The sequence below is a fragment of the Orlajensenia leifsoniae genome (genome assembly GCF_004570845.1).
Lineage (GTDB): Bacteria > Actinomycetota > Actinomycetes > Actinomycetales > Microbacteriaceae > Orlajensenia > Orlajensenia leifsoniae.
Genome location: NZ_SPQZ01000003.1, coordinates 118843 through 139889 on the forward strand (window position 1 = coordinate 118843; position 21047 = coordinate 139889).

A 21047-nucleotide genomic window follows, 5' to 3' on the forward strand; every position below is an offset into this window, starting at 1 on the left:
CCGGCATCCTCCCCTGCATCCGCGTCTCCGATGGACGCAGCCTCCTTCAGCCGCGACGGAGTCCACTTCGCGGCCGATCCGCGCGGCGCCCTCTTCGCCGGTCTCGGGGCCATCGTTCCCGGCCAGCGGGAGACCGCACGTCTGTGGGTGCGCAACGACGGCCCGTCCCCTCTCGTGATCCGCGTGAACGCGACCCAGGTGAACGTCGACGACGACGACTACGCCGAAGCCCTGTCGCTGCGCGCGACGACGACGCTCCAACCGACCGGCGACCTGATGACCTTCGCGACCACGGAGAGCTGCTTCATGCTGCTGGGCGAGCAGTACATCCAGCCGGGAGCGGCCATCCCCATCACCTTCCGACTCACGATGGCCGACGTCGACGGGTCCGTCGCGCAGAGCTCCACCGCCGGGGCGACGGTCGCCGTCGGACTCCGCGACGCCACGTCCCCGTGGCTCGACGACGCCGAGTGCGACGGAGACGGCGCCCACCTGCCGGTGCTCGGCGATCCCGACCCGGAGCCGACGCCCACGACGACTCCCACTCCCCCGGCGACGCCGGAGCCCGAACCGACGGCATCCGTCGGCCCGACAGCACTGCCGGCCCCCGCTGGTGCATCCGGCCCGACCGCCCCGTCGGGCGATTCCCTCTCCTCGACCGGAACCGACGCGATCACCTGGCTGTCGGCATCCGTCGCCCTCATCGCTGGAGGCGTGCTCGCTCTCCTCCTGCCCTACCGCTCCCGCCGACGGAGGACACCGTGACCACCACAGCACCCACACCCGTGCAGACGACGACCACCACCGACGCCACACCGGCGCCTCGCGAGCGCGGCGTTCTGCATTACATCGGGATGGGGCTGAGCATCGGTCTGCTCGGCCTCGTCGTGGCGCTCGCGGCCCTGCTCATCGTCGTGCCGAAGGTGGGCGGCGCCACTCCGCTCACCGTGCTCACGCAGTCGATGGAGCCGACGCTGCCGCCCGGCACCCTCGTGGTCGTCGGGCCCGTGAAGCCGGCCGAGATCCGGGTCGGTGACGTGGTGACGTACCAGATCCGCTCGGGCGAGCCCGACGTCATCACCCACCGGGTGATCGATGTGACCTCGGCGAGCGATGGCAGCTACTCCTTCACCCTGAAGGGCGACAACAACGCCGCCGAGGACCCGCCGGTCGTTGCCGAGCAGATCAAGGGCCGGCTCTGGTACAGCGTGCCGTTCGTCGGCTACGTGAGCACCGCGGTCACCGGCGACACGCGCTCGTGGATCGTGCCCGGCCTCGCCGTCGCCCTGTTCGGCTACGCCGCCTTTATGATCGTCTCGGGGGTGATCGTCTCGATGCGGCGTCGCCGGGAGATGGATGCCGCCGAGCCTGCGGCATCCGTCGACGACTAGGCGTCCTCCGACGACCGGCCCGGACCACGGGCTCGCGCCAGACGCGCCCGTCATTCGACGTGCGTGAGCGCGACGGTCAAGGTCGCTTCTCGAGCACGCTGACGAAGGCGTCGGGCAGCACCACGTTCTGCGTCGCGTCGCCGAAGTACGGCGCGATCTGCTCGGGCCTGTAGCCCGCGATGCCGCAACCGATCTCCGTGACGAGGAAGCGGAGTTCCGGATGCTGCACCGCGAACTCGAGGAAGGTGTCCACCTGCTTCTCGATCGTCGGCAGCCCGCTCATGGTGTCGATTCCGTAGCTGCGGCCCTGCAGCCCCTCCGCCTGCCCCCACACCGCGCCGAAGTGGTCGGCGGCGAACCTGGCGGCTCCGCCCCCGTGGGCACCGCTCGCATTCGAGCCGAACACGAAGATCTCGTCAGGACCGAGGCTGGTGATCATGCCACCACGATGCTCCGAGGCGGGCGGATGCGCAATGCCTGCACGACCGGATGGCATGCGCAAGCCGTTGCCGGAGCGGATGCACGAGCCTAGCGTCGCAGCATGACCTCGCTCCTGACCTCGCCCGGGACCTCGTCCAGAACCTCGCTCTGGACCGCTCGATCACCCGGTATCGAGACCGACCGCCACGGACTCGGCCTCGAGGCCGCCGCGCGCGATGTCGACGAGATCGTCGTGGGCGCGGGCATCACCGGGCTCATCACCGCCCTGCTCCTCGCCCGCGCCGGTCGTCGCGTCACCGTGCTCGAGGCCCGCGGCGTCGGCGCAGTGGCGACGGGCAACAGCACGGCCAAGCTCAGCGTGCTCCAGGGCGCCCACCTGCAGCAGGTGGCGAGCCGGAACACCCGCGGCGTGACGCAGGCGTACGTCGACGCCAACGAGGCCGGCCAGCGGTGGGTGCTCGACTTCGCCGCGGAGCACCGCGTCCCCGTCGAACGCCGTGCGGCCCTCAGCTACGCTGCGAGTCCCGATGGCATCGCCACCGTGGAGAAGGAGTACGAGCTGGCCCAGTCCGCTGGGCTGCCCGTGACGCTTCTCTCCGATGCCGGGCTGCCGTTCGCGACGCACCGGGCCGTGAGGCTGGCGAACCAGGCGCAGTTCGATCCGATGCTGCTGCTGTCCGCCCTCGCGGCTGAGCTCCGGGCCATGGGAGGCGTCATCCACGATGCGACGACGGTGCTCGGCGTGCGCGCCGGGCGGCCCGTCCGCGTGCGGACGACCCGTGGAGAGTACAGCTGCGAGCGCCTCGTCCTCGCGACCGGGTCGCCCATCCTCGATCGCGGCCTGTACTTCGCGAAGCTCGACGCCGAACGTTCGTACGCGGCGAGCTATCGGGTTCCCGGCGCGGCCCTGCCTCCGGACATGTACCTGAGCGTCGACGGTCCGACGCGGTCGATCCGAACGGCCCCGGATGCGGCGGCAGCGCCGGGCGCGGAGGCGGGGTCGGGATCGGAGGCGGGCGAGCTCCTGCTCGTCGGCGGCAACGGACACGGGGTGGGGCGGCATCCGTCACCGGCGTCGCTCGTCGCCGACCTCGAGCAGTGGACGACGACGCACTGGGCCGGAGCTCAGCGCACGCACGCCTGGAGCGCCCAGGACTACGCGACCCCGCACGGGGTTCCGTTCGTGGGCTGGCTGCCTCGAGGGCGCGGGCGCATCTTCCTGGCGACGGGCTACAGCAAGTGGGGCATGACGAACGCGGCGCAGTGCGCGCTCACCCTCGCGGGCGACCTGCTCGGCGAGCTGCCCGGCTGGGCCGTGCCGATGCGACACCGCATGACGCTTCCGGCTGCCATCGGCACGGGCATCGGCATGAACGCCGCGGTGGGCAAGCACTACGCGGTGGGCTGGGCCAGGGCGATGACCCGCCGCCTCCCGGGCGACGTCCCCGTGGAAGGCTCCGGTGTCGTCGGCCGGGTCGGCCTCTCGCCCGTCGGCGAGTCCACCGTCGCCGGCGCCACCTGCCGGGTGTCGGGCGTGTGCCCGCACCTCGGGGCCGTGCTCGCCTGGAACGACGCCGAGGCGAGCTGGGACTGCCCGGCCCACGGATCGCGCTTCTCCGCTACAGGCCGACGTCTCGAGGGCCCGGCGAAGGTCGGGCTGGCACGCCGCTGACCTGCTGCCCAGGCCTCGGCGGATCCAGGAACACCCGCCGGGTCACGTGAACCCCGCCGAGTGAGGCGGCGCGAGTCGAATGCGGGGGTTCCACGCACGAGCAAGCGCCGGGAAACAGAAAAGGCCCCGTCCGAAGACGGGGCCTGCTGTGCGCCCGGAGGGATTCGAACCCCCAACCTTCTGATCCGTAGTCAGATGCTCTATCCGTTGAGCTACGGGCGCATGTTCTCCCCCGGCCAACCGGCCGGAAGCAACCTACAGACTATATCCCAGGGTGGGGCGTCTCACCAATTCGAGGGGCGGATGCCGCTTCGAGGCTGGCCGGGCGCACCCTCCTCCCGCTCGGCGTCGACGCACTTCGACGCGCTCGCTGCGCGCTCCCGTGTCTCTGCGGGCGGGGGGGGTGGGTGTGTCTCTGCAGGCGGATGACGACCGGTGGGCGGACGGACGGCGCCCCGCATCCGTCACCCCTTCACTGCACCACCCAGTCCGGCGCTCCGCAGGAAGAGCCGCTGGAAGATGAGGAAGAGCGCCACCGGGATGATCGTCGAGATGGCGAGCGCCGCGAGGAACACGTCGAGCTCGGTCTGCGACTGCACCGCGGGCAGGCGCACCGACAGCGGCTGCACCGCCGGGTCGGGGAGGACGAGCAGCGGCCAGAGGAAGTCCTTCCAGGCCGCGATGATCGCGAACACCGAGACGACGCCGAGGATCGGCCGCGACATCGGCAACACGATCGACCAGAACACGCGGAACGGTCCGGCTCCGTCGGTCTTCGCCGCCTCGAACACCTCACGCGGGAGGTTGTCGAAGAAGCGCTTGACCAGCAGGATGTTGAAGGCGTTCGCCGCGGCAGGCAGCCATACCGCCCAGTAGGTGTTGAGCAGCGAGGTTCCGATGACCGGCGGATGCAGGATCGTCAGGTACAGCGGCACCAGAAGCACCACCGCCGGAATGAACATCGTCGCGAGCACAGCCATGTTGAGGATCGGCGCGTACTTCGGCTTCAGCACCGAGAGGGCGTAGCCGGCCGTCGTGGCGACGAGCACCTGGAACAGCCAGGAACCCGCGGCGATCACCAGGGTGTTCACGAAGTACTGGTCGATGTGCACGTCGTTCCACGCCGTCGACAGGTTCGCCCAGTCGATGCCGTTCGGCCAGAGCTCGAACGGATGCTGCAGGGTGTCCTGCGTGGGGGTGACGGCGGCCTTCGCCAACCACAGGATCGGCCCGAGCCCCGCGACGACGAGTCCCACGAAGAGCACGACGTGCACGCCGGTCATCGAGGCGCGCACTCCCCCGCGCCGGCGCTCGTGCTCCGAGAGCACGCCGCGGTCGGCCTCGTCGTCGAGCGACTTCCGCACCTTCTTGCGGCGGGGCTTCGTGTCCCCGATCAGCGCACGGCGGCCGGCGGCATCCGAACTCACACTGGTGGTCAATTGGTGCTCCATCGTTCGGTCAGCTTGAAGTACGCCCAGCTCATGAGGCCGAGGAAGATCGCGAGCATGAGGCTCAGCGCCGTGGCCTCTCCGTAGTCGCCCCCGAGGGAGTTCTGGAAGGCGTAGCGATAGATGAGCAGCAGGATGGTCAGGGTCGCGTTGTTCGGCCCGCCGCCGGTGAAGAGGTAGGGCTCGAGGAACACCTGCGATGTCGCGATGATCTGCAGGATGAGCATGATGAACAGCACCCCGCGCAGCTGCGGCAGCGTCACGTGCCACACCTTGCGCCAGATGCCGGCTCCGTCGACCTCGGCGGCGTCGTAGAGCTCGGGCGGCACGCTGATGAGGGCCGCGAGGTAGATGATGATCGATCCGCCGGCAGCGGCCCAGGTCGCCTCGATCACGAGCGACGGCATGGCCGTGGCAGCGCTCTGCAGCCAGGGCTGCGGCGGGATGCCGACCCAACCGAGCATGGTGTTGAACACGCCGTTCGGACTGGCGTCGTAGAAGACCTTCCAGAGCAGCACGGCGACCACGGGCGGGATGACGACGGGCATGTACGCGAGGGCGCTGTAGAGGCCCTTGCCGCGCTTCACCTCGCTCATGAGCACGGCGAGGAACAGCGGGATCGGGAATCCGAAGAGCAGCGCCAGGAACGCGAAGTACAGCGTGTTGACGATGGCGGTGCCGAGGTTGGGATCGCTGAGCACCCGCTCGAAGTTGTCGAGCCCGACCCAGGTGGCCGGCTGCACGAGGTTGGTCTTCTGGAAGCTCATGATGACCGACTGCACGATCGGCGACCAGCTGAACACGGTGAACACGATGAGCATCGGGGCGAGGAAGATCAGGTTCGACAGCCCGCCTCCGCGCACCCACGTGGCCGGGTTGCGCTTGCGGCGTCGCCTCGGGGCGACGGATGCCGGAGGCTCGGGCGGTAGTGCGTCTCTGACCACGGGCGGATGATCCGTGACTGTCATGGTGCGGGTTCCTTCGTGTGGGGCTGCGATGACCCTGGTGACTCTCGGGGTGAGGTGACCGGTGATGAGTGGGGGTGCGGATGCCGGCTCCCGGCGCGAGCGCTGGGAACCGGCATCCGTCACCGAAGCGGCTTACTGCCCGTCGAGCAGGGCCTGGGCGTCGGAGTCGGCCTTCGTGAGGAGGGCGTCGACGTCGGCGTTCTCGTCGGTCAGCACGGCCTGGATGACGTTGTCGAGCAGGCCGTAGATGGGCTGGGTCTGACCCTTGAACTCGCCGACGGGCTTCTGGTCGAAGATGCCGTTGAAGAATCCGGCCATCTGGTCGGTCGGAACGTTGACGTAGGGCTTGATCCATTCCTGCTGCTGGTCGTAGGTCGCCTTGTCGAGCACAGGCAGAACCGGGGTACCGACGGCCTGGTCGCTGTCGGCCAGGGCCTTCGCGTCAGCCTGCGCGGCATCCTTGTTCAGCAGTTTCTGCATGTAGTACCAGTCGATCCACTTCACACCGGCGGCCTTGTGGGCGTCGTCGATCTTCGGGCTCATCACGGCGATGTCGCCGCCTCCGAGCACGCCGGCGTCAGCACCCTCGGTCGGGATGACGGTGAGGCCGTACTGCTCGGGCTTCATGGAGAAGTCCCGGACGAGGGCCGTGTAGACGTCGGAGCCACTGGTGTACATGCCGAGGTTGCCCGCGGCGAACTCCTGGTTGATGCTTCCCCAGTCGAGCAGGAAGTTGTCGCCCATCGAGTCGTCCTCCCAGCGCAGGTCGTGGAAGTACTCGAGCGTGGCCTTCGTGCCGTCGTTGTTCAGCGTCGACGTGTAGCTGCCGTCGCCGTTGTCCTTCTGCATCTCGGCGCCGCGCGAGATCGACTGCGCGGTGAGCTGCCAGCCACCGGTGTTGCCCATGGTCATCGTGGCGTAGCCGGCCTTGCCGGTCTTCTCGGCGATGGCCTTCGCGTCTGCGCGCACTTCCTCCCACGTGGTCGGAGGCTGGTCGGGGTCGAGGCCGGCCGCGGTGAACAGGTCGCGGTTGTAGTGCAGGCCCATGGCGTAGGCCTGGCGCGGGAAGCCGAAGATGTTGCCGTCGTCGTCCTGCACCTCCCCGATGATGATCGGGTTGAACTTGTCGGCGTACCCGAGGTCCTTGACCTCCTTCGTCACGTCCATGAGCTGGCCGTTCTCGAGCAGGGTCTTGGTGTCGGTGAACGGCACCGTGAAGACGTCGGGGAGGCTGCCGCCGGCGAGCTGGGCGGCGAAGGTGGGAGCCTTCCACTCGTACTCGACGCCGATGACGTCGATGTCGGGGTTGAGCTTCTCGAACTGCTTCTCCTGAACGGCGAAGGCGTCGTAGGCGGCCTGATCGGCTCCGGGCGGGAAGGTGGCGACGCGGAGTTCGAGCTTTCCGCTTTCGTCGCCCGATCCGGTACCGCAGCCGGCGAGTGTGCCGGCCAGGGCGAGCGCGGCGAATGACGCGATCGCGACCTTGGCTGCTGACTTCATTGTCGTGGTCCTTTCGATGCTGTGTTGCTGGTGTGGTGGTGGGTTGTCGGTGCTGGGTGGTGGTGCTTCTCGCGGCCGGATGCTCCGAGCCGCCTCTGCGGTCAACTGGGCGTGATGCGCAGCCAGGCCGTGGAGTCAGTGGGCAGCAGTCCGCCGTCGAGCGGGGTGCTGGCGAGCAGGATGCTGTCGTGCTCGGGGAGCTCGACCGCGGTGGCCGAGAGGTTGGTGACGCAGAGGAAGCGCTCGCCGCGGGTGAAGGCGAGCACGTCGGAGCCGCCGTCGGCAGCGTCGTCGAGCCAGGTGAGGGTCCCGTCGCCGAGTTCCTCCTCCCGTCGACGGATGCGGAGGGCCTCGCGGTAGAGCCTGAGCATGGAGGCCGGGTCGGCCTCCTGCGCCTCGACGGTGAGCGCCGACCAGTCGTCGGGCTGCGGCAGCCAGGGCGCGCTCGACGCCTGTGCGGGGCTGAAGCCGAAGGGCGCAGCGGTGCCGCGCCAGGGCAGGGGCACGCGGCATCCGTCCCGCCCGGGGTCGACGCCGCCCGAGCGGTAGTGCATCGGATCCTGCAGCAGGGTCGTCGGCAGCTCCACCTCGGGCAGGCCGAGCTCGTCGCCCTGGTAGATGTAGAGCGATCCGGGCAGGGCGGCCGTGAGGAGCGCCGCAGCGCGGGCACGGCGGGTGCCGAGATCGAGGTCGGTCGGGGTGCCGAAGCGCTTCTTGACGAAGGCGAACGACGAGTCCTCACGGCCGTAGCGGGTCACCGGACGGGTCACGTCGTGGTTCGACAGCACCCAGGTGCTCGGAGCTCCGACGGGGGCATGGGCAGCGAGCATCAGGTCGATCGAGGCCCGGAACTCCTCGGCACCCCACGGGCGCGACATGAAGTCGAAGTTGAAGGCGGTGTGCATCTCGTCGGGCCGCAGGTAGTCGGCGAAGCGCTTCGCATCCGGAACCCAGACCTCTCCGACGAGCACACGGGTGCCCTCGTAGGAGTCGGCGATGCGGCGCCACGCGCGGTAGACGTCGTGCACCTCGTCGCGGTCCTCGGTGGGGTGCTCCCCCGGACCCGGGTTCTCGGGCACCTCGGCCAGGGTCGGGTCCTTGATGAGCAGGCCGGCCGAGTCGATGCGCACGCCGGCGACCCCGCGGTCGAACCAGAAGCGCAGGATGTCCTCGTGCTCGGCGACGACGTCGGGGTGGTTCCAGTTGAGGTCGGGCTGCTCGGGGGTGAACAGGTGCAGGTACCACTCGCCCGCGGTGCCGTCGGGGTCGGTCGTGCGGGTCCAGGTGTCGCCAGCGAAGTTCGAGACCCAGTGGTTGGGCATCTCGTCGCCGTTCTCGCCGAGGCCGGGGTGGAACCAGAAGCGCTCGCGCTCCGGCGATCCGGGGCCGGCCGCGAGAGCCTGCTGGAACCACGGATGCTGATCGCTCACGTGGTTCGGGACGATGTCGATGATCGTGCGGATGCCGAGGGCCAGCGCCTCGCTGATGAGGAGCTCGGCCTCGTCGAGGGTGCCGAACGCGGGGTGGATGTCGCGGTAGTCGCTGACGTCGTAGCCGCCGTCGGCGAGCGGCGACGGGTACCACGGGTTGAACCAGATGGCGTCGACGCCGAGGTCCTTCAGGTACTGGAGGTGCTGACGCACGCCGCGGAGGTCGCCGGTTCCATCGCCGTCGCTGTCCGCGAAGCTGCGCACGTACACCTGGTAGATGACGGCACTGCGCCACCACAGCGCATCGGCCGACGCCTGCTCCGGTGTTCCGGCATCGAGTACTGACATGGTCACTCGGATGGCTCCTCATCGCGTCTGGCACGGGTGTCGTGCGCACCGCTGAGGGCTGTTCTACGAGCGACTCCATCGGCGTGAGGACGAACGTAGTGTTTGTAACAGATTGACGCAACAATTCAACAATCCGCAAGCAGCTTGCTCAAATCTGCGTAAAGTTTCGTGCAGGCGGGCCGCAAGTCCACACCACTCGCTCTCCCGCTCGCCCCCTCCGGCTCGCAGAGATCCGGCCGCAGGCCGCGACCGATGCGCATCGAGCTCGGCGGGACCCGCTGATGCGCTTCGACCGCGGACTCCGTCCGGGCATCAGCCAGCGGGATGCCAGCGGGATGTCAGCGGGTTGCTGCCACCGCGGCAGGCCCCGTCGAGGCCCGCACCACGAGTTCCGGCGCGAACAGAAGCTCGTCGGTGACCGGGGCGCCGCTGGTCATCTGCCGCATCAGCAGCTCCACGATCATGCGACCCATCGACTCGATCGGCTGCCTGACCGTGGTGAGCGGCGGCTCGGTGCAGTTCATCAGCGCCGAGTCGTCGTAGCCGATCACCGAGATGTCCTCGGGCACGCGGAGCCCTGCCCGACGGACGGCCCGCACGGCGCCGAGCGCCATCGGATCGCTCGCGCACACCATGGCCGTCACGCCCTCCTTGAGCAGCCGAGTCGCAGCAGCCTGCCCGGCCTCGAGCGAGTAGAGCGAGTGCACGATCCGGCGTGCGGGCAGCTCGAGACCCGTCGCTCCCGCGATCCGCTCGGCCGCCTCCAGCTTGCGCCGCGACGGCATGTGGTCTGTCGGGCCGAGCAGGATGCCGATCTCGCTGTGCCCGAGCTGCATGAGATGACTGAACGCCTGCTCCATCGACACCCGGTCGTCGCACGACACCGTGGCGAAGTCGAGGTCGGGTACCGGCGCATTGACGAGAACCGTCGGCAGGTTGAGCTCCCGCAGCCGCTCGTAGTGGTCGTGGGAGGTGTCGGCCTGGGCGTAGGCGCCGCCGACGAAGATGACACCGGAGACCTGCTGATGCAGCAGCAGTTCGACGTAGTCGGACTCCGAGATGCCGCCGGCCGTCTGCGTGCAGAGCACCGGGGTGTAGCCGTTCTGGGCGAGACCGCCCGAGATCACCTCGGCGAACGCGGGGAAGATGGGGTTCTGGAGCTCGGGCATGACGAGGCCCACCAACCGGGCGCGCTCTCCGCGGAGCTTCGTGGGGCGCTCGTAGCCGAGCACGTCGAGGGCGGTGAGCACAGTGCGCCGCGTGGCCTCCGAGACGCCGGGCTTGTTGTTGAGCACGCGGCTGACCGTGGCCTCACTGACTCCGACCTTGCGTGCGACATCCGCCAACCGTCTCGACATGCCCGCAAGTGTACGACTGAATCACGCAAACAGACGCGCCCTCGACCTCCCGCGATGACGGGAGGTCGAGGGCGCGAGACTGCGTCAGCTACTTCTTGGCGCTGCAGGCGTCGTTGACGGCGGCGGCAGCGTCGGAGATGTCGGTCATCGCCTTGGTCTGCGCATCGGCGTCGAGCTGCTCGGGGTCCGTCGGCACGGTCTCGATGTAGTCCTCGCCGGCGTCGAGCGCGTCGCCGAAGCTCTCGAGGGCCTGCTCGACGTCCTTGTTGTCGTCCCACTCGTCGGACAGGGTGTCGACGCGGTCGCCGAGTCCGTCGAAGTAGGTCTTGGCGTCAGCCTGACCGGCCGAGAGGTCGCCGGCGAGGGTGTTCTGCGCGCCGTTGTTGATGTCGCGCACCTCGGACTGGAGGGTGTCGCAGTTCTGGGCGGAGGCGGTGGAGTCACTCGAGGAGCCGCTGGCGCAGCCCGTGAACAGCAGAGCCGCGGAGACGGCGAGGGCGGCGACGATGGCCGGGCGGGTTGTCTTCATGGATTTGATCCCCTTGTGTTGCGGATGGAACGGATGTTGCAAAGCAACAAGCCTACGCTCCACCCTCCGACACCGTCATGACCGGCCATCGCCGCAGGAGCGGCTCAGTACCAGTTGACCGACTGGCTGTGGCTCCAGGCCGCGCACGGCGAGCCGTAGCTGCCGGCGATGTAGCCGAGGCCCCAGGTGATCTGGGTCGCGGCGCTCGTGGCCCAGTCGGCACCGGCCGTCGCCATCTTCGAGCCAGGCAGGGACTGCGGGATGCCCGTCGCTCCCGAGCTGCTGTTGCTGGCGTTCACGTCCCAGCCGGACTCCTTGGTCCACAGGCTATCGAGGCACTGGAACTGGTCGTCGCCCCACCCGTACTGGCTGGCGGCGAGCTGGCGTGCCGTGGCTCGCGCGCCGTCGGGGGTGTTCGCGACGCGCGCTGCTTCGGCGGCTGCAGCGGCGGCGGCATCGGCAGCGGAGACGGCTGCTGCGGTCTGCGCGGCTGCCGCCTGGGCGGCATCCGTCAGCGCGACGGTGCGACCGACGCTCAACAGTTTGTAGTCGGCGAGCTGCGAGACCGTCGTCTCGAGCTCGGTCGCGTCGACCTTCGAGGCGGCCGAGGCGATGACGGCGTTCGCGCTCGTGATGGTGGCCCGCGCTGCACTCTGCGCCTTGTACGCGGCGATGTCCTCGTAGAACGAGAGGTGGTCGCTGTCGAGAGCGCCCTGCTGGGAGAGGGCGGCGGTCTCGCGCTGGGCGGCGGCCTGGTCGGTGCTGGCGTTGGCGATGAAGGGGGCCGAGAGAAGACTTCCGGCTGCGACGAGGGCGATGGCTGTCGTCGCGATGACACGGTTGCGGCGGGTACGGGGGGTGATCGTGGTGATGTGGCGGTGCACGGGGGTCCAATGATGGTGCTTCCCTGCTGCGGGCGATGCACTGCACTCCGGCAGGCATGGGCGCAGTGCTGCACGTCGGGTCGGCGCAGCACGCAGGCTGGATCTGGCACGGAAGGATCGGGGCTTCCGGCCGGCGCGGAGAGCCGCGCGCGACTCTGCCACTGCCGCGCAGGCGCGGTCAGTGGCAGAGCGGTCATGCCGATGGGGGGATCGGCACGCGAACATCACGATAGGCAGTCGCCCTGAACGAGTTCTGTGCTGCCGCTGCAACAGCGCTGTGAGCGTGCACACGTCAACGATCCGACAGCTGAGGTCCGACTCCGCTCGCTCATCGAGGCCCGCCGAAGTCACGGTCGAAGCGCAGCCGGCCCGACGCTTCGACCGCGGGCTGCGGCGGGCATCAGCACACGGTCATGCTCGAAGTTGCGGCATCCGAGTTTCGAAACTATGTTCGAGGTATGGGACAGAACCGGCGCTACGGCAGTGACATCACCGACGAGGCCGTGCACGAGACGGCCACTCGACCGCAGCCCATCTCGCTCGGCAAGGCCGAGCTGGGCGACGAGCCTGTTAAGGAAGCGGACCGTCCCATCGCCGTCTCGGCCTGGGTGCGCTTCCCCGAGTCGCCCATCCGTGTGCGTTGCACGGCCATCGCCTGGACCAGCAAGGCCGTGCGCGTCGAGTTCACCATGAAGGACGGCGCCGTTCGCCGGGCCTGGGTGTGGGCGTCGGCGGTGGAGCGGGTGTAGCCGGTCAGCTGGCCTCGGCTGCGGCGCTGGCCGACGCTGCGGCATCCGCGTAGCTCGACGTCACCAGGATCGGCAGGTGATCCGACGATCCACGGGGCAGCGTGATGACGCTCTCGATCGTGAGTCCGACGGAGGTCGCCAGGTCGAAGTGCCCGCGGAACACCTTGTAGCGCGTGTAGGTGCGGCTGTCGCTGAGCGTCAGGTCGTAGCCGGATGCCGTGATCTTGTCGCTGAGCCCGGCCTTGAACACCGGGTAGTTGTAGTCGCCGACCATGAGCACCGGAAGCCCGGGACCCATGAGCTGCATCTCGGCGAGCGCCGCGTGGATCTGCTTGCGGCGCAGCGAGTTGAGTGCGGTGAGCGGCGCGGCGTGGAACGAGGCGACGACCAGCTCGCGGTCGTGCTCCTCGTCTCGGAGCCGCACGGCGATGAGGCGCTCGTGAGCCGGCTTCGCGACCCTGTCGTAGAGGGAGCGCTTGAGCTCGAAGGCCCTCGTCGCCTGAACGGTGAACTGCCTGTTGCGGTGGTAGACGGCGAGGCCCAGCCTGTTGCGAGCCGTCGCATCCGACAAGTGCAGGTCGCCGATGAACTCGGGGAGAGCCCGATCGTCGCACTCCTGCAGGCACAGCACGTCGGGAGAGTGACGCTGCACGATCTCCGTCAACTCGCCGATAGCGCGGTGCTTCCGGAGGTTGTAGCTGATGACCTTCACGATGTCTTCTCTTCGTATCTCGGCGGACCCGACAAGCCTACGGCGATGAGCGCCGCGCATCTGAACGTGGACTGTGCAGCGGCTGAAAAGTATGATGCGCGATGCTGGTTGGGCGACGGATGCCGGACCCGTCAGCCCAGCGGTTCGATCAGGGTCGGGTCGGCAGGGTCCACCGTGCGGGTGTTGTTCACCTTGGGGTCGACCTCGAACGTGGTGATGGTGGCGGCCACCTTCTCGGACTCCGCGTCGAGCAGGGCGAGAAGGTGCTCCTTGCCCCCGTCGTCGAGCTTCACGGGCGCGAGGTACTCGTCCCAGACGTCGCGCTCGAGGAAGACCGGCATCCGATCGTGGATCTCGCCGGAGGCATCCCGAGCCGCCCGGGTGATGATGGCCGTCGACACCACCCACTCGTCGTCGACCTTGCGGGCCGTCGCGAGGCCGGCCGCCGCGAGCAGGTTCCCCGGACCCTGGATGAAGTGCGCCCGCTTGTGTCCCGGCTCGCCCTCCCATTCGTAGTAGCCGCGCATCGGCACGATGCATCGCGAGCCGGTGAAGGCGCCCTTCCACATGCCGTTCGTGGCCACGGTCTCGATGCGGGCGTTGAAGTTGGGGCGCTTCGAGTCCTTGATGAACGAGGGATGGAAGTCCCACACGGCCGGCTCGATGCTGCGCGTGATCTCCCCGGTGTCGTGATGCTGGCGCTCGCGCACGATGGGCACGACGTCGGTCGGCGCGATCGAGTACGTCGGACGCCAGTCCCTGTAGTCGTTGCCCTGAGCCACGAATTCCTGGATGAGTTCATCGACTTTCGCGTCGTTGGCGAATCTTCCGCACATGCCGCCAGTCTGTACGACATCCGGATGCCGGCACCAGTGCCCGCCCGCCACGTGTGGCGAACGGATGCCCACGCCGGGGCGGAGAGCGCGCTACGCGACCCTGGAGCGCGCCACGTAGACCGTGTTCGACGACGTGCCGCCGGTGATCGGGTTCGCGAAGTCGACGATGTGCGCCACGGGATCGACGAAGACGCGCTCCATCGTCGCCAGGAACTCCTCGTCGGGCGGATCATCCGACCACAGCGCGAAGACGCCGCCGTCGACGAGGTGCCGGGCGAGGGCCTGCAGGCCGGGCACCGTGTAGAGGTCGGCATGACTCGGGTCGAGCTGATGCCGCGGCGAGTGGTCGACATCGAGCAGGATGGCGTCCCAGCGGGCGTCGTCGTCGCCGGGCGGACGGCGCATCAGCGCGAAGAAGTCGTCGAGCACGAGGCTGGTGCGGGCATCCGTCGTCAGCGAGGTCGAGACAGGCAGCAGACCGGCCTCGTGCCAGGCGATGACGGCGGGCATGGTGTCGATGACTGTCAGCGCGCGCACCCGCGGATCGCGCAAAGCCGCGATGGCCGTGTAGCCCAACCCCAGCCCGCCCACGAGCACGTCGAGCGATGCCGCCTCCTCGCCGACGGATGCCGCGAGCCCGAGAGCAGCCAACTCCTCCTCCGCGACGGTGAACAGGCTCGACATCAGGTACTCGTCGCCGAGCTTCACCTCGAAGACCTCCACCCCGAGCGACGGCTCGACGCGACGCCGCAGGCTCAGGTCTCCCATCGCGGTCTGCTGCCAGTCGATCTCCTCGAAGCGTGCGCTCATCGTGCTCATCATCCTCCACTCCCCTCCGGCGCGCTGGCACCGCCCCTTAGGCTCGACACATGGTCCCGGCATCCGTACGGCTCATCATCGGCGCACTGGCCGCCATCCTGGCGATCGCGGCGAGCGGATGCAGCCCTGAGCCCGCGCCTCGGTCGCAGTCGGCGGACGCCGCACTCGCACCCGCAACCTCACCGGCGGTCGACCCGCACGAGGAAGCCGTTCCGGTCGCGGGCACCCTCACCGCATCGGGGTGCATCACCTTCGACGAGTCCGGCAGCCAGACCTGGTCGGGGACGGCGGGTTCTGCCATCGGACCTCTCGGCGATGCTCTGCAGACGCTGGCCGACGCCCACCAGGACCAGGTCGCGGGGGTCGCGTACTGCTCCGACTACTCCGGGGTGGCCATCTTCGTGGCCTCACCCGATGCTGCCCTGCTCGCGGCGATCGACGGGATCGCAGCCGACAATGGCGATCTCGCAGTCGAGGTGCAGGAGGTGGCGGCGCCGCTGTCGGAGCTCCTGCCTCTGGTCACCGTCGTGATGGGCAGCTCCGCGCTGGAGGGCAGCGTCACCGGCGGCGGACCCGACGTGTACACCGGAGGGCTGCGGATCTTCGTCGACGACGAACACTGGCCGCTCGATGAAGACCTGCGCGAGCGCGTCGAGACGGTGGTGCGCACCGCGCACGGATCGGATCTGCCGCTCCGATACGAGGAAGCCGGAGAGGCAGGAGATCTGCCAGCACCCGCACCACGGTGACCGAGTGACGAGGAGGACATCGCGCGGCGCGAGACACGAAATCCCCGCCTCAGAAACGCATTCTGATCGGGGATTCTGCGGAGACGGAGGGATTTGAACCCTCGGTACCCTTTCGGGTACTCCACCTTAGCAGGGTGGTGCACTAGGCCGAACTATGCGACGTCTCCTGAGTGCTCGCGAGCGAACACACCTCAGCAATCATAACCGCACATCGGCCCACGCCAGAATCGCAGGCGCCAGCCGTCGCGTGAAGGTCCGGCTAGGGCGAGATCGACAGGAAGATGAAGGCGGCGAAGATCACCAGGTGCACCCCGCCCTGGAGTCGGGTGGCGCGCCCCGGCACGAGGGTGAGGATGCTCACCAGCAGCGTGAGCACGAGCAGCACGATCTGTGTGGAGCCGAGGCCGAGAGCCAGCGGGCCCGCGATGAAGAACGAGGCGACGGCCATGGCCGGGATGGTGAGCCCGATGCTCGCCATCGCCGAACCGAGCGCCAGGTTGAAGCTGGTCTGCATCTTGTTCTGGCGCGCCGACCGCACGGCGGCGATGCCCTCGGGCAGCAGCACGAGGAGCGCGATGACCACGCCGACGAAGGAGGGCGGGAAGCCGACGGCGGCGACCCCCGCCTCGATGGAGGGCGACTCGAGCTTCGCGAGCCCGACGACGGCGACGAGCGACACGAGGAGGAGGGCGAGGCTGATGAGTGCCTCGCGCCGCGACGGCGTGCTGTCGTGCTCGTGCGCATCCGCCGCCCGGCGCTTCTCGCCCTCGGTCGCGACGGGCACGAACATCTCGCGGTAGCCGACGGTCTGGGCAGCGACGAACATGCCGTAGAGCACGACGGAGGCTATGGCGACGAAGATCAGTTGCGGCGGGCTGAAGACGGGACCCTGCGTCGAGGTGAAGGTCGGCAGTACGAGGCAGAGCGTCGCGAGGGCGACGACCGTCGCCAGGGCGCCGCCGGTGCCCTCGGCGTTGAACTTCACCGGACCGTGCTTGAACGCGCCCAGGAGGAGCGAGATGCCCACGATGCCGTTCAGGGTGATCATGATGGCCGCGAACACCGTGTCCCTGGCCAGGGTCTCGGACCCCTCGCCGCCGGCGGTGACCAGCGTGATGATGAGCGACACCTCGATGACGGTCACCGACACCGCGAGGATGAGCGACCCGAACGGCTCCCCCACTGCATGAGCGAGCACCTCGGCGTGGTGCACGGCGGCGAGCACCACGGCCGCCAGCACGACGGCGATCAGGGCGACCACGATGCCGTTGAGGTCGCGACCCCATCCGGCGACCAGCAGCACGACGCCGAGGATGGGAACGACGATCGGGAGCCAGCGCTGCAGGCGTCCGGGCTCAGCGGCTCCGGTCGATGGCGTGTCGGGGGTCTCGGTGTCGGGAGCCGGGGATGTCATCGGTCGGTGCCGCCTTCGGATCGAACTACTGGTCGTCGAGTGTGCGACCGCTCGAGCAGGTGTACTGCCCGGCCGTCTGGCCCTTCGCATCGAGCTCGGTCTTGGTCGTGGGGGTCTTCGTCGGTGCCGGGGCCTCGGTCGACGGCTCCGGATCCGCCGCGGGTTCCTCGGTCGCCTCCGGCTCCTCGGTCGCTGCGGGCTCCTCGGTCGCCGGGGCGTTCGGGTCGGCGACGGATCCGCCGGTGTCACCTGTGAGCGCGATCGGCTGGTCGGCCAGCAGCGCCGCGTTGAGGGCGGCCGCCGGCTCCTCGAGCGGCTCGACGCCACCCTCGGTGCTTCCCGTCGGGTACTGCACGAACACCACGTTGTTCAGGTCGATGTCCTTGAGCGCCATGGCGATGGAGACCATCGTGTCCATGTTCTGCAGGCTGTTCGACAGCTTCATGTTGCTGAGGGCGGCCTTCGCGAGCGAGTAGAGCTTCACCGGGTTGGTGAGGGTGTCGGCGCTCTTGATGGTGCGCACCAGAGACGACAGGAAGACCTGCTGGTTCGAGATGCGGGTCAGGTCGCTGCCGTCGCCGACGCCGTGGCGGGTACGCAGGAACTGCAGGGCCGCGAGGCCGGAGAGAGTGTGCTCACCGGGGTCGAGGTAGGTGTCGGTGTGGTCGTCCTCGATGCGCTCGGCGACGCAGACGGGGACTCCGCCGACGGCATCCGACATCGCGATGACGCCGTTGAACTGCACCTCGGCCGCGAACGGGATGGAGAGGCCGGTGAGCTGCTCGACCGTGAGCACTGTGCAGGCCAGTCCGCCGTAGCCGAGAGTGGTGTTGATCTTCTGGCTGCTCATCGCGTCGAAGGTGCCGCCGTTGGGGTCGGGGCACTCGGGGATGGGAACGAACATGTCACGGGGGAAGCTGATGACGGAGGCGCTGGAGTGGTCCTGCGCGATGTGGAGCAGCATGGTGACGTCGTTCAGGTCACCGCTCTCCTCCCCGTAGCCGTCGCCCTGGCCCTCGCGGCTGTCGCTGCCGACGAGGAGCACGTTCGCTCCGCCGTCGATGGCGCCGATCTGCGGGATGGCGCCGAGGGTCTTCTCGTTCTCGAGCGTGACGCCGGGGCTCACCGCCGAGGCGAGGCTCAGGCCGGCGATCCCCACGACGGAGAGTCCCGCGACGAACACGACCGCCATCGCGGCGGCGAGCGCCTTGAACGCCGTCGCCGTGGCGCTGGACCGCTTGAGTCGTCCATGCCGAGCCACGCCCGGAGTCTTCGCGGACCGGCGGGAGTGATGGCGAAGATCGTCGCTCACACAGTTCCTCTCGGTAGTCGGTTGCCTCGTCGTTGTCGTGCGGAGGGCGTGGGATTCGAACCCACGAGACATCTCTGCCCACCAGTTTTCAAGACTGGCTCCATCGGCCGCTCGGACAGCCCTCCATGTTCATCCCGGGCGCATTCGCCTGGGCGGATGCGGGTGGCTCGAAACGAACAGGGCTTGATTCTAGCCGATGGCAGTGTTCGACAGACTCCCAGACCTACCTGCGAAGGCTCTGCATGAGTGCCGTGGAAACGCCCGTTGATCAGCATCCGCAGATGACGGATGCCGCCGAGGGCACGCATCCGTCACCCGAAAGGGGTCAGCCCTCGAATGTCTCCAGTGCCCGCGCGAGGCCGTCTTCGTGGACAGAACCGGTGATCTCGGTGGCCACGTCCTTCACCTCGTCCGGCGCCTGTCCCATGGCCACGGCGCGTCCTTCGACGCCGGCCCAGCGGAACATGTCGATGTCGTTGCGCCCGTCCCCGGCCGCGAACACCCGCGACCGCGGGATGCCGAGTCGCTCGCGCACGCGCTCGAGGCCCGTGGCCTTGTTCACGCCGTCAGGGGCGATGTCGAGCCAGGCCGTCCAGCCGATGGCGTAGGTCACCTGGTGCAGGCCCATGCCCTCGACGATGGAGAGGAACTCCTCGAGATCGTGGTCGGGCGAGACCACGACGACGCGGGTGGCGGGCTGCTCGGAGAGCTGCTCGAAGGTCGCCAGCCGCGCGTTCTCGAGGTTCCACTCGGTCATGCCGTTGGTATAGAGCCGGAACCCGAGGGGGTCCTCGACCATGAACCGTCCGGTCGGCAGGTGCGTGCGGATGCGCTCGAGCACGGGGCCGGGATCGAAGGTCTCCACGTGGGCGCGTCGGTAGCCGTCGGGCTCGGCCTCATCGCGCTCCATGACGAGAGCGCCGTTGGAGCACACCACGAACTCCGGGGCCAGCCCGAGGTCGTCGAGCACGGTCTTGGACGCCGACCAGCTGCGCCCCGTGGCGAGGGTGACCTCGTGACCGAGCTGCTGCACGCGCACGATCTCGTCGCGCACCGCAGCGCTCAGGGTCTCGTCCTCGTGCAGGACCGTGCCATCGACGTCGAGGGCGATGAGCCATCGTTCGGATGCTGCCACGGGGGTGATGTCGTCGTCGCTCGCGGCGCTCATCGGCGCGTGGCCGGCTCGAGGATCTCGAGGCCGCCGAGATAGGGCCGCAGCGCCTCCGGCACCCGCACGGAGCCATCCTCCAACTGGTGCGTCTCGAGGATGGCGACGATCCAGCGCGTGGTCGCGAGGGTGCCGTTGAGCGTGGCGACGGGTGCGGTCTTGCCGCTCTCGGTGCGGTAGCGGGTGTCGAGGCGACGGGCCTGGAACGTGGTGCAGTTGCTCGTGGACGTGAGCTCGCGGTAGGCGTTCTGCGTGGGCACCCAGGCCTCCACGTCGAACTTGCGGGCGGCGCTGGAGCCCAGGTCGCCGGCAGCGGTGTCGATCACGCGGTAGCTGAGGCCGAGCGACTGCAGCATCTCCTCCTGCAGCGAGAGCAGGCGGGCGTGCTCCGCCTCGGCTGCGTCGGGCCTGATGTAGCAGAACATCTCGAGCTTGTTGAACTGGTGCACGCGGATGATGCCGCGGGTGTCCTTGCCGTGGCTGCCGGCCTCGCTGCGGTAGCAGGTGCTCCAACCGGCGTAGCGCAGCGGCCCCTTCTCCACGTCGATGATCTCGTCGGAGTGGTAGCCGGCGAGCGCCACCTCGCTGGTGCCGGTGAGGTAGAGGTCCTCCTTGGGGAGGTGGTAGACCTCGTCGGAGTGGGCGCCGAGGAAGCCGGTGCCCTGCATGATCTCGGGCTTGACCAACGTGGGCGTGATGAGCGGGATGAAACCGGCGGCCATCGCCCGGTCGAGCGCCATGTTCATGAGGGCGATCTCGAGGCGGGCGCCGATGCCCTTCAGGTAGTAGAAGCGGGCGCCGCTCACCTTGGCGCCGCGACCCATGTCGATGGCGTCGAGGATCTCGCCGATCTCGAGGTGATCGCGCGCCGGGAAGTCGAACGTGGGGATCTCGCCGACCTCGCGCAGGGTGACGAAGTCGTCCTCGCCACCGGCCGGGACGCCGTCGATGATGACGTTGCCGATGCCCCTCACGATCTCGTCGAAGCGGGCAGCGGCATCCGTCGCCGTCTGGTTCGCCTCCTTGACCCGGGCGGCGAGCTGCTGCACCTCGGCGACGAGCGCCTTCTTCTCGTCGGGGGCCGCCTGGGCGACGCGCTTGCCGAACGCGTTCTGCTCGGCGCGCAGCCGCTCGAATTCGGAGATCGCCGCGCGACGGATGCCGTCGGCCTCGAGGGCGGCGTCGACGAGGGCCGGGGAATCGCCGCGGGCCTCCTGCGAGGCCTTGATGACGGCAGGGTGGTCGCGGAGGAGTACGGGATCGATCACGGTCGTCAGTCTACAATCGCGCACCTTCGCACCGGTTTCGCGCGGGGCTGC

20 protein-coding genes and 3 tRNA genes are annotated in these 21047 nt (G+C 68.9%); 5 read left to right on the forward strand and 18 right to left on the reverse strand.

All coding sequences use genetic code 11. The features are described 5' to 3' along the window. The first annotated feature begins 30 nt into the window (after nt 1–30). Together E4M00_RS08470 and E4M00_RS08475 are read left to right on the forward strand one after the other, a co-directional pair. Entirely contained in the window at nt 31–765 is a 735-nt protein-coding gene (locus tag E4M00_RS08470; RefSeq protein ID WP_135120071.1) for a hypothetical protein, read from the forward strand. Further along, entirely contained in the window at nt 762–1391 is a 630-nt protein-coding gene (locus tag E4M00_RS08475) for a signal peptidase I (protein WP_240036954.1), read from the forward strand. The genes E4M00_RS08470 and E4M00_RS08475 overlap by 4 nt, the downstream gene beginning before the upstream one ends. 76 nt (nt 1392–1467) lie before the next feature. Here the strand turns inward: E4M00_RS08475 and E4M00_RS08480 are convergent, their stop codons facing one another. Next, a complete protein-coding gene (locus E4M00_RS08480; RefSeq protein ID WP_135120072.1) occupies nt 1468–1830 on the reverse strand; it encodes an A1S_2505 family phage non-structural protein in 363 nt (120 codons plus the stop codon). A gap of 102 nt (nt 1831–1932) precedes the next feature. On the opposite strand from E4M00_RS08480, the gene E4M00_RS08485 reads away from it, so the two are divergent. Further along, entirely contained in the window at nt 1933–3504 is a 1572-nt protein-coding gene (locus E4M00_RS08485; RefSeq protein ID WP_135120073.1) for an FAD-dependent oxidoreductase, read from the forward strand. Between the two features lie 149 nt (nt 3505–3653). Here the strand turns inward: E4M00_RS08485 and E4M00_RS08490 are convergent. The 8 genes from E4M00_RS08490 to E4M00_RS08525 form a co-directional block, all read right to left on the reverse strand. Next, nucleotides 3654–3726, reverse strand: a tRNA-Arg gene (locus E4M00_RS08490). 242 nt (nt 3727–3968) lie between these two features. Further along, nucleotides 3969–4868 (reverse strand): carbohydrate ABC transporter permease, encoded by a 900-nt coding sequence (locus tag E4M00_RS08495; protein WP_420813445.1) that lies wholly within the window; start codon nt 4866–4868, stop codon nt 3969–3971. Nucleotides 4869–4939: 71 nt separating this feature from the next. Then, nucleotides 4940–5920 carry a carbohydrate ABC transporter permease gene (locus tag E4M00_RS08500; RefSeq protein ID WP_193555561.1) on the reverse strand — a complete coding sequence of 327 codons (981 nt, stop codon included), beginning with the start codon at nt 5918–5920 and terminating at the stop codon, nt 4940–4942. A gap of 132 nt (nt 5921–6052) precedes the next feature. Continuing rightward, a complete protein-coding gene (locus E4M00_RS08505) occupies nt 6053–7420 on the reverse strand; it encodes an ABC transporter substrate-binding protein (RefSeq protein WP_135120075.1) in 1368 nt (455 codons plus the stop codon). Between the two features lie 101 nt (nt 7421–7521). Continuing rightward, on the reverse strand, nt 7522–9198 hold the full coding sequence (locus E4M00_RS08510; protein ID WP_135120531.1) for a glycoside hydrolase family 13 protein: 1677 nt from the start codon (nt 9196–9198) through the stop codon (nt 7522–7524). A 338-nt stretch (nt 9199–9536) separates the two neighbouring features. After that, complete coding sequence (locus tag E4M00_RS08515; RefSeq protein WP_135120076.1) at nt 9537–10556, reverse strand: LacI family DNA-binding transcriptional regulator; 1020 nt, start codon at nt 10554–10556, stop codon at nt 9537–9539. Nucleotides 10557–10644: 88 nt separating this feature from the next. Beyond that, nucleotides 10645–11085 carry a hypothetical protein gene (locus E4M00_RS08520; protein ID WP_135120077.1) on the reverse strand — a complete coding sequence of 147 codons (441 nt, stop codon included), beginning with the start codon at nt 11083–11085 and terminating at the stop codon, nt 10645–10647. A 104-nt stretch (nt 11086–11189) separates the two neighbouring features. Beyond that, entirely contained in the window at nt 11190–11969 is a 780-nt protein-coding gene (locus tag E4M00_RS08525) for an aggregation-promoting factor C-terminal-like domain-containing protein (protein WP_135120078.1), read from the reverse strand. A 458-nt stretch (nt 11970–12427) separates the two neighbouring features. Between E4M00_RS08525 and E4M00_RS08530 the strand changes: the two genes are divergently transcribed. After that, nucleotides 12428–12718 (forward strand): hypothetical protein, encoded by a 291-nt coding sequence (locus tag E4M00_RS08530; RefSeq protein ID WP_135120079.1) that lies wholly within the window; start codon nt 12428–12430, stop codon nt 12716–12718. 4 nt (nt 12719–12722) lie between these two features. On the opposite strand, the gene E4M00_RS08535 is transcribed toward E4M00_RS08530, so the two are convergent. From E4M00_RS08535 to E4M00_RS08545, 3 genes are all read right to left on the reverse strand, one after another. Next, a complete protein-coding gene (locus E4M00_RS08535; RefSeq protein WP_056169529.1) occupies nt 12723–13430 on the reverse strand; it encodes an endonuclease/exonuclease/phosphatase family protein in 708 nt (235 codons plus the stop codon). 131 nt (nt 13431–13561) lie between these two features. After that, a complete protein-coding gene (locus E4M00_RS08540) occupies nt 13562–14266 on the reverse strand; it encodes an SOS response-associated peptidase (protein ID WP_135120080.1) in 705 nt (234 codons plus the stop codon). 90 nt (nt 14267–14356) lie between these two features. Then, complete coding sequence (locus E4M00_RS08545; protein WP_135120081.1) at nt 14357–15076, reverse strand: polyamine aminopropyltransferase; 720 nt, start codon at nt 15074–15076, stop codon at nt 14357–14359. 59 nt (nt 15077–15135) lie between these two features. On the opposite strand from E4M00_RS08545, the gene E4M00_RS08550 reads away from it, so the two are divergent. Then, nucleotides 15136–15834, forward strand: a complete 699-nt coding sequence (locus tag E4M00_RS08550; protein WP_135120082.1) for a hypothetical protein — start codon at nt 15136–15138, stop codon at nt 15832–15834. 78 nt (nt 15835–15912) lie between these two features. Here E4M00_RS08550 and E4M00_RS08555 read toward each other — a convergent pair. The 6 genes from E4M00_RS08555 to serS all read right to left on the reverse strand — a co-directional run bounded on the left by E4M00_RS08555 (nt 15913) and on the right by serS (nt 20996). After that, nucleotides 15913–16001: transfer RNA gene (locus tag E4M00_RS08555), tRNA-Ser, on the reverse strand. Nucleotides 16002–16093: 92 nt separating this feature from the next. Next, a complete protein-coding gene (locus E4M00_RS08560) occupies nt 16094–17248 on the reverse strand; it encodes a calcium:cation antiporter (RefSeq protein ID WP_135120083.1) in 1155 nt (384 codons plus the stop codon). Between the two features lie 25 nt (nt 17249–17273). Beyond that, nucleotides 17274–18509 (reverse strand): LCP family protein, encoded by a 1236-nt coding sequence (locus E4M00_RS08565; RefSeq protein WP_240036955.1) that lies wholly within the window; start codon nt 18507–18509, stop codon nt 17274–17276. Nucleotides 18510–18600: 91 nt separating this feature from the next. After that, nucleotides 18601–18685: transfer RNA gene (locus E4M00_RS08570), tRNA-Ser, on the reverse strand. 200 nt (nt 18686–18885) lie between these two features. Beyond that, nucleotides 18886–19728, reverse strand: coding sequence for an HAD family hydrolase (locus E4M00_RS08575; protein ID WP_240036956.1), 843 nt, complete (start codon nt 19726–19728; stop codon nt 18886–18888). Beyond that, nucleotides 19725–20996 carry a serine--tRNA ligase gene (gene serS, locus E4M00_RS08580; protein ID WP_135120085.1) on the reverse strand — a complete coding sequence of 424 codons (1272 nt, stop codon included), beginning with the start codon at nt 20994–20996 and terminating at the stop codon, nt 19725–19727. The genes E4M00_RS08575 and serS overlap by 4 nt, the downstream gene beginning before the upstream one ends. Between the last annotated feature and the right edge of the window lie 51 nt (nt 20997–21047).

Coding starts and splice junctions, on each gene's coding strand:
- E4M00_RS08470 (WP_135120071.1), top strand. CDS start 31: ATGGACGCAGCCTCCTTCAGCCGCGACGGAGTCCACTTCGCGGCCGAT.
- E4M00_RS08480 (WP_135120072.1), bottom strand. CDS start 1,830: ATGATCACCAGCCTCGGTCCTGACGAGATCTTCGTGTTCGGCTCGAAT.
- E4M00_RS08485 (WP_135120073.1), top strand. CDS start 1,933: ATGACCTCGCTCCTGACCTCGCCCGGGACCTCGTCCAGAACCTCGCTC.
- E4M00_RS08500 (WP_193555561.1), bottom strand. CDS start 5,920: ATGACAGTCACGGATCATCCGCCCGTGGTCAGAGACGCACTACCGCCC.
- E4M00_RS08505 (WP_135120075.1), bottom strand. CDS start 7,420: ATGAAGTCAGCAGCCAAGGTCGCGATCGCGTCATTCGCCGCGCTCGCC.
- E4M00_RS08510 (WP_135120531.1), bottom strand. CDS start 9,198: ATGTCAGTACTCGATGCCGGAACACCGGAGCAGGCGTCGGCCGATGCG.
- E4M00_RS08515 (WP_135120076.1), bottom strand. CDS start 10,556: ATGTCGAGACGGTTGGCGGATGTCGCACGCAAGGTCGGAGTCAGTGAG.
- E4M00_RS08520 (WP_135120077.1), bottom strand. CDS start 11,085: ATGAAGACAACCCGCCCGGCCATCGTCGCCGCCCTCGCCGTCTCCGCG.
- E4M00_RS08530 (WP_135120079.1), top strand. CDS start 12,428: ATGGGACAGAACCGGCGCTACGGCAGTGACATCACCGACGAGGCCGTG.
- E4M00_RS08540 (WP_135120080.1), bottom strand. CDS start 14,266: ATGTGCGGAAGATTCGCCAACGACGCGAAAGTCGATGAACTCATCCAG.
- E4M00_RS08545 (WP_135120081.1), bottom strand. CDS start 15,076: ATGAGCGCACGCTTCGAGGAGATCGACTGGCAGCAGACCGCGATGGGA.
- E4M00_RS08550 (WP_135120082.1), top strand. CDS start 15,136: ATGGTCCCGGCATCCGTACGGCTCATCATCGGCGCACTGGCCGCCATC.
- E4M00_RS08560 (WP_135120083.1), bottom strand. CDS start 17,248: ATGACATCCCCGGCTCCCGACACCGAGACCCCCGACACGCCATCGACC.
- E4M00_RS08575 (WP_240036956.1), bottom strand. CDS start 19,728: ATGAGCGCCGCGAGCGACGACGACATCACCCCCGTGGCAGCATCCGAA.